Raw genomic sequence first — 13452 nt, forward strand, 5'->3', positions numbered from 1 at the left:
CCTCGCACGGCGCCGCGGCCCGTAGGTCGGGTTAGCCCCCCGCGGGGGCGTAACCCGACGGCCGACACCGTGGCGCCCGCCGAGGCCCCTGTCGGGTTACGGCGCGCGCAATCCTTTGTTTTACCTCAACCGCCGTGCCAGCGCGCCTAACCCGACCTACGGGCCGTGCCATCGGCGCAGGCGACGCCGGCGGATCAGAACGGATCCGCCCGCCCTGGCTCGCGCCTGTGCGGTGCGGCAATCCGTCCGACAGGGTATCCTTGCCGTGCCGTCGGCCGAGGTAATCCATGTCGAAGACCGAGGAAACCATCCGCTTCAGCGTCTCGCTGCCGCGCCCCCTGCTCGAGGAGATCGACCAGCGGGTCGTCGGCAAGGGCTATGCGTCCCGCTCGGAGCTGGTCCGCGACCTGATCCGCGAGCGCCTGGTCGCGGACGCCTGGGCATGCGGCACCGAAGAGGTCGCCGGGGTGCTGACCATCGTCTACGATCACCACCAGCGCGACCTGACGCAGCAGATCGTCGACGTCCAGCACCGCGATTTCGTCCACGTCATCGCGACGACCCATGTCCACGTCGACCATCACAATTGCCTCGAGGTGATCATCCTGCGCGGCCGCCCGGCCGAGATCGAACGCCTCAGCCTGGAGATCGGCGGCCTGCGCGGCGTACGCCTCGCCAAGCTGACGCAGACCGCCCGGCTGGCGCTCTGAGGCACCGGGTCGCAGGGCGCGGCCGGGCCGAGGCGGGAGAAGCGACGCGGGGATCGGGCGTGAGGCGCGCCGCGAGGTGGTTGGTGTGCGGCGCGGCGCGACCCGATCGGCTCGGGCGAGGGAAGGGTTCAGAAACGAACGGCACAAGCGCGAAGACGACAAGAAACGACGAAATACACGAAAGTCGCGAAAAGACGGCAGATTATTGTGTACGCTTGGCCCTTTCGCGTGTTTCGTAGTTCTAAGAAGATGTGCCGGTAGTCCTTGAATCGTTGCCAATCCATGCTTACGCAACAAAAAGCGTACACCTTAAGGATCCGCCGCGTCGGTCTTGTGGCCGTGAAACAGGCGTGACTTCCACACCGATCGCTGGAAGCATCGGGCCCCGTTCGAGCATCAGTGGCCGGCATCCTCGCCGGCGTAGCCGTCGATCGGGTCGGGAAAGCGAAGGACGATCGGGTCGCGGTGACGCGATTGCGCCGGTCACCCCGAGCCGATCAGTCTGGTGACCCGGCGATGGCGGGATGGGCGATGGCGGGATGGGCTGCGCTTTCCCGCCCTACGGGTTGGCGATGGCGGGACGGGCGATGGCGGGATGCGCTGCGCTTTCCCGCCCCACGGGCTCATGAAAAACGGAATCGTCCGCTGCGTCAACGGGCTGTAGGAATGGCGAAGGCGTGGCCGCGAAAAAGATATCTCGCGCAGAGACGCAAAGGCGCAGAGAAGAAGAGGAGAAGCGCACTGGTGACATCGATCAATGCCCTTTCTTCACTTTGCGCCTCTGCGTCTCTGCGCGAGCTTCTTCTATCAGGACCGTAGGGCGGGAAAGCAAAGCGCATCCCGCCATTTATCGCATCCCGCGATTTATGGCATCCCGCCATTCAGCGCAGCCAGTGCTCGGCGAACTCGTCGACCGGGAGGGGCCGCGCGAAGTGGTAGCCCTGGGCCAGGTCGCAGCCGTCGAGGCGCAGCCTCTGCGCCTGGTCGGCCTCTTCGACGCCCTCGGCCAACACCTCCAGGCCCAGGCTGTGGCCGAGGGCGATGATCGCCCGCGCGATCGCCTGGCTGTTGGGGTCGTCGAGCAGGTCGTCGACGAAGGACTTGTCGATCTTGAGCTGGTGCAGCGGCAGGCGGCGCAGATAGGCGAGCGACGAATAGCCGGTGCCGAAGTCGTCGATGACGAGGCGCACGCCCAGGTCGCGCAGCCCGTTGAGCACCTCGACCGACAGGTCGGCGCGGCGCATGACCATCGACTCGGTCACCTCCAGCTCGATCCGCTCGGGCGCGACCCCGGTCTCTCGGAAGGTCCGATCGCATCGCTCGATCAGGTCGCCAGCCTCGAGCTGGCGGATCGAGAGATTGATGGCCAGGCGCGGCAGGTGCAGGCCGGCGGCATCCCAGGCGCGGAGCTGCTCGCAGCCTTGTCGCAGGACCCAGGCGCCGATCTCGTCGATCAGGCCGATCTCCTCGGCCAGCGGGATGAAGCGGCCCGGCGGGACCTCGCCCAACTCGGCGCTGCGCCAACGCAGCAGGGCCTCGGCGCCGATCAGCGATCCGTCGGCGAGGCGCACCTGGGGCTGGTAGTGGAGCCTGAGCTCGCCGGCGGCCAAGGCCTGGCGCAGACAGCCCTCGAGATGGAGGCGTTCGACGACGCCCCGCTCCATCGCCGGCTCGAAGAACTGCAAGGTCTGCGGGCCCTGCGCCTTGGCCTGCGATAGGGCCACGTCGGCATGGCGCAGCAGACTCTCGCCGTCGTCGCCATCACCCGGATAGAGCCCGATCCCGACGCAGGCGGTGACGGTGACCTCGCGCCCCCCGAGCTGGCGCGGGCGGGCGCAGATGGCCATGAGCCGCTGCGCCGTCGCCACCGCGACGCTCGGGTCGCCCAGGTCCTCGAGGATCAGGCCGAACTCGTCGCCGCCGAGGCGGGCGAGGGTATCGCCGGGGCGCAGCGCCTCGGTCAGGCTCGCCCCGATCTGGCGCAGGGCCTCGTCGCCGCTCGCCGGGCCCATCGAGTCGTTGATGACCTTGAAGCGATCCAGGTCCATGACCAGAACCCCGAGCCGGCGCCGGTCGCGCTCGGCGCGCTGCAGGCCATGCGCGAGCCGGGTGCGGAACAGCGCGCGGTTCGGCAACTCGGTCAGCGGGTCATGGTGGGCCAGGTGCTCGAGCTGCTCCTCGGAACGCTTGACGCTGGTCAGGTCGCTGAAGACCGCGACATAGTGGGTCACGGCCCCGTCGCGGCCGGGCACGGCGCTGATCGTCAAGAGTTCCGGGTAGAGCTCGCCGTCCTTGCGCCGGTTCCAGAGTTCGCCACGCCAGTAGCCGGTCCGGCGCAACGAGGCCCACAAGGCTTGATAGAAGGCCTGGTCGTGCCGGCCCGACTTGAGCAGCCGCGGGGTCTCGCCGAGGGCCTCGGCCTCCGTATAGCCGGTGATCTCGGTGAAGGCGCGGTTGACGGCCAGGATCCGCGCCGCGGCGTCCGTGACGATGACCCCGTCGGCCGTGCTCTCGAAGACCTGCGCCGCCTGGCGCAAGCGCTCGGCCGCATCGTGCTGCTCGGTGACGTCCTGGGCGGTGCCGAACAGGCGCCGCGGGCGACCGTCGACGGTGCGCTCGAGGTGACCGGTGGCCGAGAGCCAGCGCAACGCACCGTCGCGGCGCCAGACGCGGAGCACGAACGCGAAGGGTTCGCCGGTCTCGATCGTCCTGTCCAACAGGCGCCGGTATTCTTCAAGGTCCTCGGCGTGGAACAGCCGCCCGTGCTCGTTGGCCAGCGGCGGTGGGCAGTCCGGGTCGAGCCCGAAGATCCGGTAGACCTGCTCGGACCAGACCGGCTGGCCGCTCGCCAGGTCGTACTCCCAGTGGCCGAGTCGGGCGAGCCGCTCGGCCTCGGTGAGGCGGCGATGGCTCTCCCTCAGGGCCGCCTCGGCGCGACGACTGGCGGTGACGTCCGTCATGGTGCCGGCGACGCGCATGGGCCGCCCGGCCCCATCGCGGGTCACGACCTGGCCGCGGCTCTGGACCCAGAGCCAGTCGCCAGTCCGGGGGCGGATGCGCCCCTCGACGGCGAAGGGCTCGTCGCCCGCCATCCCGGCCTCGAGTTCGCGGAGGACTCGCCCCTGATCCTCCGGGTGGACCCGCGCGAGGATCCACTCGAAGGTCGGCTCGAACCCCCCGGGGTCGAACCCGAGCTGTTCGAAGAAACGGTCGTTCACCGTGAGGCGCCCCGAGCCGACATCCCAATCGACCAAGGCGTCATTGGTGGCCGCCATCACCAGGCGCAGCCGCTCCTCGCTCGCCTGGAGGGCCGCCTCGGCGCGCTTGCGCTCGGTGATGTCCAGAGCGGTGAAGACGGCGGCGCCGGTCGGATCGGCCGCGTCGACCAGCGACGAGCTGAGGAGGACATCCAACTGGCGGCCATCGCAGGCCAGCCAACGCGTCTCGACCGTCCCGGAGCCGGTCGCTGCGAGCTGGCGATACTTCTCCCGGCCGACGCGCTCGTACTCCTCGTCGCTCGGATAGACGACACGCGCATCCTGGCCGATCAGCTCGGCCGGTTCATAGCCGAGCACACGGGCCAAGTAGTCGTTCACGCGCAGGATGCGCCGCGCGCGCGTCAGGCCGATCCCGATCGGCGCGGCGCGGAAGATGGCCGCGAGTTCCCGCTCGCGGGCGAGGCGCTCCTCTTCGGCGCGCCTGCGCTCGGTCACGTCGAGGGCGGCCCCATAGACCCTGATCGGTCGGCCGTCCGGGTCGCGCTCGGCCTCGCCGATCGCGTGGATCGTGCGGACCTGGCCGTCGTCGGCGCGGACGATCCGGTGTTCCAGGTCATAGCGGCCCTCGCCGGCCAGGACCTGGTGCATCGCCCGCTCGAGCGCCGGCCGATCCTCCGGATGGGCATGGGTCGCGATCAGTGCGTCGAGGCCGAGGTCCTCGGCGTCGGTGCCGTGGATGCGCCGCCACTGGGCCGATGGGGTGAGGCGGCGCGCGGCGACATCGATCTCCCAGGCGCCGACATTGGCCAGGCGCTCGGCCTGCTCGAGCCGCCAGCGCGAGCGCAGGAGGGCCTCCTCCTGGCGGTGGCGCTCGGTGATGTCGAGGGCCGTGAAGACCATGACCCCCGGATGAGCGACCGAATCCAGGCTCGCGACGCTGGCCTGCATGAAGATCCGCTCGCCGTCCCGGCGGCGCATGGTTGCCTCGACGACACCGATACCGCGCGCGGCGATGTCTGCGTACAGCGTGCGCCCAACGCGCTCGTACTCGGCCTCGTCGGCATAGAGCTGGCGGGCGTCCTGGCCGATCAGCTCCCCCGGCGCATAGCCGAACATCTCGAACAGATAGTCGTTCCCTTGCAGGATCTGCCGATGCTTGATCAGGCCGATCCCGATCGGGGCCGCCCGGAAGATCGCCGCGAGCTGCCGCTCGCGCACCCGCAGCCCCTGTTCGGCGAGGACTCGCGCGCCCCCCTGGGCGAAGCGATCGAGCGCGAAGGCGAGATCCCGGCTCATCTCGTCGAGGAGCCCGACGACGTCGCGCGCGAAGAAGTCGGGCTCGGGGGCATAGAAGGTCGCCACCCCGGCCATCGCGCCCCCGATTAGGAGCGGGAAGGAGACGCCAGACTTGGGCCACCCCGGGCCCCCGGCAGAGGCATCGCCCCGCCCATCGCCGACCCGCGTCTGACTGTAGGCCGCCGCGACCGTCGCGAACCGCCCTGCCTCGCCCCGCGGGCGGCTGACGAGGCAGGCGGCGAGGCCGCCCTCCAGGACCGCGATGCGACAGAACTCCGGCAGCAGCTCGGCCTCGGATTCGACGCGCACGATCGCCTGGTTGGTCGCGCTCAGCGTCGCGTAGAGGCGGGTCATGCGCGCGACCTCGGCCTCGGCCTGCTTGCGCGCCGTGATGTCGCGGTTCACGCCGCGGCGCCCGCGCCACTGCCCGTCGGCGCCGACCACGGAGACGCAATAGTGCTCGAACCAGCGCCACTCGCCCGAGCGGGTTTGCAGCCGCAGCTCCAGATGCCCGGCGTCGTCGCGATGCGCCCGCGCACCCCCGGCCAGGACCTCGTCGCGGTGGGCGAGATAGCCTGGCCGATCGGCCGGGTGGATGAGCCGCGCGAACAGGTCGGGGTCGGCCTCGAAGGCCGCCGGCGGCCAGCCGGTCAGCGCCTCGCAGGCCGGCGAGAGGTACAGATAGCGGCCCTCCGGGCCGAGCCAGTATTCCCAGTCCGGGCTGTACTCGGCGAGGATCCGATAGGACTCGCGGGTCTGGGACAGGTCCTCCTCGGCCGCCTGCCGCCGCAGAAAGCTGGCCACATGCCCCGCGACGGCCTCCAGCAGGTGCCGCTCCTCGGCCAGGAAGGCGGGCGAGGCCGCCTCGTCGGTGGCCGCGTAGACGACCTGAACGCGCCCCTCGCCACCATCGGGCAGCGCGATGGGGACCTCGAGCATCGGCTCGGTCGGGGCAAACCCGGGCGAGGCGATGGCATGGCCGGACAGCTCGATGCACGCCGCGGCCAGCGTCGGCGCCTGCATCGCCGACGGCAGGCGCGCGACGATGCGCTCCAGGAACTCCGCTACCGCGAGGCCCGGCTGAAGCTCGAGCTTGACGACGTCGTAGAGACAGCGCAGCTCCTTGATCCGCTCGCGCAGCTCCGCGCGGCTGCGGCCGAGCTCCTCGGCGCGCTCGCGCAGCGCCTGCCGCTGGCGGACCGCCTCGCTCTGGTCGACGATGGCGCAGACGAACTGCCGGGCCCCGCCCGGTTCGCCCGGCAGGCGGGCGATGTGCAGATCGCCGATGAAGTCCTCGCCGGTCGTCTTGCGGAACCCGACCTCCAGGAGGGCAGCGCGCCCGGCCTCCCAGGCCGTCGCGAAGGCGCCGACCGCGACCCCTCGGTCGGCGGCGACGACGAGGCGCGAGAAGAACTGTTGGCGCAGGTGCTGCACGCCCAGCTCGAAGAGGGCCTCGGCCGCCGCGTTGACCTCCAGGACCATGCCCTTGCCGTCGACGATCAGCTCGGCCATCGGCAGGGTCTCGAAGAAGGCCGCGAAGCGGGCCAGGGCGCGTTCGACCTCGACCCGGCTGGCCTGGAGCTCCTGGTTCTGGATCTCGAGCTCGGCCTGGTAGATGCGCAGGTTCTCGATCAGCGCCGCGATGTCGAACTCGTCCTTGGCCAGGGCCTCCTCGGCCAGGTCGAAGCGCCCCGCATCCAGGGCCTCGTGGGCGCGCCGCAGCAGGTCCTCGGGCGGCACGGGGCGCTCGGTGATCTTAGGCATCGGCGGCCACCTGCGCGGTCAGGTCGCAGTGCGAGACGACAGCACCACCGCCGCGCCCGCCCAGGGGTGCCGCATACAGCAGCCGCCAGCGCCCCGCCTCCCGCGGCCCGTCGTGGATGTACTCGCGCCGGAACGCCGCCGTCTCGCCGCCGAGCACCCGCGCGATCCCGTCCCGGGCCGCCGCCAGGGACTCGCCGCCGGGCAGGATGGCGCAGGCGTCCTCGATGCCGATGCCGGGGCCGCTGCGGTGCAGATCCGGATCGCCGCCCTCGCGCGCCAGCGCGCGCCAGCGGGCGTTGACCATCTGGATGCGCCCGGCCGCATCGAGGAGCGCGACGCCGGCCGGCAGGGCGTCCAGGGTCGCCTGCAGGCGGTCCCGATCGTGCAGGCTGGTGACATCGACGAAGGTCGCGACGGCCCCGCGCGGCCCGCGCGCGCGCACGGCATAGGGGAGGATCCGGGCGAGATAGGTCGCGCCGTTACTCGCGTGGATCTCGCGCTCGAAGAGGTGGCCGTCCTCGATCGTGTGGCGCAGCTCCGCGACCAGTTCGGGGTGATCGAGGCGGTTGGTGATGTCGCCGATCGGCCGACCGATGTCGCCGTCGCGGATATTGAACAGGGTCGTCGCCTCGGGGGTGAAGCGGGTGATGCGCAGCCCCCCGTCGACGAAGACGGTCGCGATCGACACCGCCCTGGCCAGGCTGTCGAGATCGGCATTGAGCTGGTTGAGGATCTCGATCTTCTCCTGGTTCTCGGCGTTGACCGTGTAGAGCTCCTCGTTGACCGATTGCAGCTCCTCGTTGGAGCTCTGGAGCTCCTCGTTGGAGGCCATCAGCTCCTCGTTGGTCGCCTGGAGTTCCTCGTTGGCCGTCTCCAGCTCCTCGATCGTCGCCTGGAGGCTCTCGCGCGTCGCCGCCAGCTCCTGCTCGAGGGTCTGGAGACGCGCGGCGTTCTCGCGGTCGAGGTCCAGGGTCTCGATACCGGCCGGCAGCGCCGGTTCGGCGATCGGCGGCTCGGGTTCGAAGGACAGGATCAGGTGCGGCTCGCCCTGGGGCACCTCGACGGGGCGCGCCACGAGGCGCAGCCGCAGCGGCGGCCCCTCGGCGCACGGCAGGCCGAGGACGTCGGAGCGCAGCGGCGCCGCCCCCTTCGCCGCCCGATGCAGCAGGGCCAGCGCGACCGGGGCCAGGCGCTGCGGCAGCAGCTTCGCGAGGTCGAGCGTGGCGCTGCCCTCGCCGATGCGCAGGAAGCGGCTCACGTCGCCGAAGACATGGAGCAGCTCGTGGCGGCGGCTGAGCAGCAGGCTCGCGGGGGCGTAGCTGCGCAGCAGGGTCGTGAGGCCAGCGTCGATGACGGCCGCATCGCCGGCCCTGGTGGTGGACGGCCCGGCGCGGTGGCGACGCCCGGTCGCGGGCAGGCGCGAGTGCCCGGCGCTGGCCTGATCGAGCGGCAGCGCGACATGGCGCAGGACCCTGTGGATCTTGTGCTTGGTGCTGACCGGCGTGAAGTCCCCTTGCAGCGCACCGAGCGACTCGCTCGAGCCGAGGAACAGGAAGCCACCCGGGGCGAGCGCGTACTGGAGCCGGCGCAGGACCCGCTCCTGGGCCTCCGGCTCGAAATAGATCAGCACGTTGCGGCAGGAGACCAGGTCCATCCGCGTGAAGGGCGGATCCTCCAGCAGGTTGTGGCGGGCGAAGATGATGTTCTGGCGGACCTCGGGCCTGATGACGAAGTGGTTGCCGCGCGGGACGAAGAAGCGCTCGAGGCGCTCGGGGGCGATCTCGGAGGTGATCGCCTCGGAGAAGACGCCGGCGCTCGCGGTGTCGAGGCTCTGCTGGGCGACATCGGTGGCGAAGACCTTGAAGCCGGGCCAGCGGCGCACGCGCTCGCAGGCCTCGGTGAACAGGATGGCCAGCGAATAGGCCTCCTCGCCGGTCGAGACCCCGGGCACCCAGATCCGCAGCGGCTGGTTCGCCTGACGCTCCTTGACGAGGACCTCGATCGCCGCCTCGGCGAGGACCTCGAACGATTCGGGGTCGCGGAAGAAGCTCGTGACCGGGATCAGGAGCTCGCGATGCAGGGTCGCGAGCTCGGCGCGGTCGCCGTCGAGCAGCTGGGCGTAGCTCTCGTGGTCCGGGATGTGGCGGACCTGCAGGCGCCGTTCGATGCGCCGCAACACGGTCGCCGGCTTGTAGTCGCGAAAGTCGATGCCGGCGACGTGGCGCAGCAGGTGCTGGATCTCCTCGAGGGCCGAGCCCTTGTCGCGATCGGCGACCAGGCGCTCGTGGCGGATCGGCGTGCGCGGTGCCTCGCGGGTGTGATCGAGCACCCGCAGTCCGAGCGCCTCCGGGGCGAGGATCGCGTCGACCAGGCCGGTCGCGATGACGCTGCGCGGCATGCCGTCGAACTTGGCCGTCTCCGGATCCTGGGCGAGCAGCAGGCCGCCGGCCTCGTTGATGGCGAGGGCCCCGCGGGTGCCATCGGAGCCCGTGCCCGAGAGGATCACGCCGACCGCCCGGTTGCCGAGCTCCTTGGCCAGCGACGTGAAGAAGAGGTCGATCGGCAGGGTCAGCACCCGCGGATCCTTCGGCGTCAGCCACAGCCGGCCGCCGGCGGCGCGCATGATGCTGCCCGGCGGGATCAGATGGACGCGCCCGGCGGCGATGGCCATCCCATCCTCGACCGTCACGACCGGCATCCTGGTGTGGCGCCCGAGCAGATTGCCCATCATGCTCTTGTGGTCCGGCGAGAGGTGCTGGATGACCACGTAGGCGACATCCGTATGGGGCGGCAGGCCCTCGAAGAACCGCTCCAGGGCGTCGAGGCCGCCCGCCGACGCGCCGACCGCGACCAGATAACCGGCGAACTCCCCGGTCGTCTCGCCTGGGGGCTGGCCGGCAGGGGCCGGCGCCGAACCCTGTGTCACCTTTGGCATGATGGATCGTTCGAACCTTGGATCAGGAACCGATCGAAACTCACCTGGCGGGGCTCGGCCATCGCACGGCGCGAGCCCCTGATAGGGCATGACGCCAAGCTAGCGTTCATCGCGACTCGCGCGACCCCGGGTCATGGAATCCGTAGTTGGCGGCGAGCTTGCGAACCGCACCGTTCGCCAAACCGGCATGGGTGCGGTTCGTTCCTCACCCTACACAGCTCAGGCCCTCGATTCGGTGGACCGCAATCGCACCGGATGGCGGATCGCCCTGTCGGGCATCCGCCCTTGCCGAGCCAGGCGGCACCCTCGTCGTGCCCACGATATACCACATGATATCTAGGTTCTATCTACTGTAATAGTCGATGCTTCGGCCGACGCCTCTCCGACCCCTCCGCGGGCGTCGAGGAGACGGCACCGGCGACGACGACCCGGTCGCGGCCCGCCGTCTTGGCGGCATAGAGGGCGGCATCGGCCCGCGCGAGGAAGGCGTCTCCGGTCTCCTCGGCGCGCAAGGTCGCGACCCCGATGCTCACCGTGAAGACCGCGGCCTCGCCCAGCGGGCGCAGTCTGGCCGTGTCGGCGCGCAGGCGCTCGGCGACGCGCTGCCCCTGCCCGGCATCGGTGTCCGGGAGCAGCAGGGCCAGCTCCTCGCCACCCAATCGCCCGGGGAAGTCGCTCGCACGCGCCCCCCCGCGCAACAGCTCGGCGAAGGCCGTGAGCACCGCGTCGCCGCCGGCGTGGCCGAAGCGATCGTTGACCTCCTTGAAGTGATCGAGATCGATCATCAGCACCGACAGCGGACGGCGCAGCTGCCGCGCCTGCTCCAACGCCTCGCCGAGGCGTTCGAAGAAGTAGCGGCGGTTCGGCAGGCCGGTAAGCGCATCGGTCCGCGCCAGGTCGAGGATACGCCGGTTGGCCCGGCGCAGCTCGCGCACCAGATTGCCCATCTCGGTGGTCAGGCCGGCCATCCGCTGCATCGCCAGGGACTCGTCGGGGTTCAGGGGCATCCCGAGCAACAGGACGTGCTCGTCGGCGAGCCGATAGGCGTGCAGCAACAGCTCCCGACCATCCCAGGAGACGAGCCGGTAGGGGACCGCCAACCCGCCCGGCAGACCCGGGACGATCTCTTGCGGATTGCCCTTCCGCGGCGGGAAGAAGGCAGCGAGCGACTGGCCGCGCGGCTCGCCCGCGGCCGATACGGCCAGGCTGAAACCCTTGTTGTAGTCCTGGATCCGGCCGGTCGCGTCGAGCTCGATCGCCACGAGGTGTCCCGAGGCGAGCGCGAAATCCTCCAGCGCGCGCCGGAACTCGGCCGTCTCAGACCCGTTCATCGCGATTCGCCGCGCCGCACTACTCGCGCCCACTGCACCGCCGCCGCGCAATCGGGCTGGTAGGCATCGGCCCCCATGTCGTCGACGAGCGCGGGCAACCTCACGAACGCCTGGCCGCCGATCAGGATCTTGACCCCCGGCAACTGCGCACGCAGGGCGGCGATGAGCGCGCGCGTCTCGCGCAGGCTGAAGGCCATCGCGATCGAGAGGGCGATCAGGTCGGGTTGGACCCTCCGCGCCTTTTGCAGCAGCGCATCGGGGGGAACATTGGCGCCGAGGTAGTCGACATCCCAGCCGTCGAGCTCCAGGCAGGTGGCGACCATCCAGGCGCCGATCTCGTGCAACTGGTTCAGGCTGGACGCCACCAGCGCCCGCCCCCGCACCTGGTCGGGGAAGGTCTCCTCGTAGTAGAGCGCGCCCAGCACGCGATTGACGATCGCCGTCGCCTGGTGCTCGTCGGCGACCGAGATGCGCCCATCCTCCCAGAGCTCGCCGACCCGTTGCAGGATCGGGTGGATCAGGTGTTGAAGCAGCTCCGGCAACGAGGCGCCGCCGTCCTTGACACCGCGACAGAGGGCGAGGACACGGGCATCGTCGCCCCCGAGCAGCGCCTCGGTCAGAACATCGAGCAGGTCGGCGAAGACCGGTGGGCGATCCGGTGGTCTGGCTGCGCGCTGCTCGGCCAAGGCCACGAACTGGCCGTGGTGCTCGAGCATCCAATCGTAGACCGCGTTGATCGGCGCTGCCGCCTCGGGCGGCAGGGTCTTGGCGATCGCGCGCTGCCAGAGCCTGAGTTCGGCCGGGAAATAGTCGTAGTGCACGCCGCGGGCGCGGTAGGCGTGATAGAGCCAGGGCAGGGTCACCGCCAGCAGGTCGTAGCGCCCGCTGGTCAGCACCTCGTCCATGAATTGGGCGTGATTGCGGTGGTTTTCGGCGAGCGGCGGCGGGTTGCCACCGAGATACTGGCTGTAGCGCGGATCCGCGGCCAAGACCTCGGTCACCTCGACCACGACCGCTTGCATGACCGACCGATAGGCCTCGGCGGCCGCGGCCGGGACGCGCGCCAATCGGGAACTCTGCGCGACCAGATCCGAGAGCGTCGCTGTTGGTTCCATGATGATGTCGGCCTCAGGGACGATTCAGGAACGAGCGATAGGACTCGGCACCCGATATCGGGCGGCACGGCGCTGACGAGCATGCAGCAGTGGCAGCACCCCGGGACAGGCCGCGGGCCCCCTTTTGGCCGACGACGTCGCCCGCGAGGGCGCGATCATCCGCGCGGTCCATCCTTCAGCTCGCGGTGATCGGGATGATGATGATATCGACCCGGCGATTGAGCCTTCGACCCTCTGCCGTCTCGTTGGTCGCGATGGGCTCGTTCTCGCCGAAACCACGGGCCGACAGGCGCGCCGGCAGGACCCCGTCGGCCAACAGATAATTCTGCACCGCCGCGGCCCGCTGCTCCGAGAGCTGCTGATTGTAGGCCGCCGCCCCTCGACTGTCGGTATGGCCGTTGATGACGAGCTGGGTCTTGCCGTAGCGCTTGACGATCGCCGAGATCTTGTCCAACGTGCTGTAGAAGCCCGGCTTGATGACGTCGGAGTCGGTCTCGAAGCTGGTCGCGCCCGTCATGCCGACCAGCAACTGGTCGTTCGGCAGCCGCTCGACGCGGATCATGCCGCTCTGGATCTCCGCGCCCAGGGCCTTGACGAAGTCTTGGCGCTGCTGCTCCATGTAGGAGCCCACCATGCCCCCGGCGATGGCCCCGCCGACGGCGCCGATCAGGGCCCCCTCGCCCGACTTGCTCGTGACCAGGGCGCCGATGGCCGCCCCGGCCGCGCCGCCGATCAGCGCGCCGGCGCCCGTCTCCGTCATCCGCGTGCCGCCCTGGCCATCACTGGCGCAGCCGCTCACCACCAGCGCCGCTGCCGCCAGCGCCGTCATCGCCTTGGCCCCGATTCGCATCATGTCGTCACCCCCGATCGTAATGAGATATTTTCTCAGATCAGCCGCATACACATGGATGGCGTCATACTAGCAGATCGTCGGTCGAGGGATAATCGAATCAGCTTCCAGCTTCCAGCTTCCAGCTTCCAGCCTTCAGCTTCCAGCTTCCAGCCTTCAGCCTTCAGCCTTCAGCCTTCAGCCTTCAGCCTTCAGCCGGCGGCCGGCGGCCGGCGGCCGCGGTGGGATGGTAG

General features: G+C 70.2%; 6 protein-coding genes. 1 reads left to right on the forward strand and 5 read right to left on the reverse strand.

The genetic code is table 11. The features are described 5' to 3' along the window. Positions 1-287: 287 nt before the first annotated feature. Positions 288-710, forward strand: a complete 423-nt coding sequence (gene nikR / locus CKO41_RS04110) for a nickel-responsive transcriptional regulator NikR (protein ID WP_200381353.1) — start codon at positions 288-290, stop codon at positions 708-710. Between the two features lie 881 nt (positions 711-1591). Here the strand turns inward: nikR and CKO41_RS04115 are convergent. The 5 genes from CKO41_RS04115 to CKO41_RS04135 form a co-directional block, all read right to left on the reverse strand. Further along, the gene (locus CKO41_RS04115; protein WP_200381354.1) at positions 1592-6988 is read right to left on the reverse strand and encodes a PAS domain S-box protein; all 5397 of its coding nucleotides are present in this window, start codon (positions 6986-6988) and stop codon (positions 1592-1594) included. Next, a complete protein-coding gene (locus tag CKO41_RS04120) occupies positions 6981-9923 on the reverse strand; it encodes a chemotaxis protein CheB (protein ID WP_200381355.1) in 2943 nt (980 codons plus the stop codon). Before CKO41_RS04120 ends, CKO41_RS04115 begins: the two co-directional genes overlap by 8 nt. 347 nt (positions 9924-10270) lie before the next feature. Then, positions 10271-11254, reverse strand: coding sequence for a GGDEF domain-containing protein (locus CKO41_RS04125; RefSeq protein ID WP_200249790.1), 984 nt, complete (start codon positions 11252-11254; stop codon positions 10271-10273). Further along, the gene (locus CKO41_RS04130; RefSeq protein WP_200381356.1) at positions 11251-12369 is read right to left on the reverse strand and encodes a cobalamin B12-binding domain-containing protein; all 1119 of its coding nucleotides are present in this window, start codon (positions 12367-12369) and stop codon (positions 11251-11253) included. Before CKO41_RS04130 ends, CKO41_RS04125 begins: the two co-directional genes overlap by 4 nt. A 175-nt stretch (positions 12370-12544) precedes the next feature. Continuing rightward, on the reverse strand, positions 12545-13219 hold the full coding sequence (locus tag CKO41_RS04135) for a YiaD family glycine zipper/OmpA-like lipoprotein (RefSeq protein ID WP_420826459.1): 675 nt from the start codon (positions 13217-13219) through the stop codon (positions 12545-12547). Between the last annotated feature and the right edge of the window lie 233 nt (positions 13220-13452).

Origin of the sequence: Thiococcus pfennigii (assembly GCF_016583835.1) — a bacterium.
Lineage (GTDB): Bacteria > Pseudomonadota > Gammaproteobacteria > Chromatiales > Chromatiaceae > Thiococcus > Thiococcus pfennigii.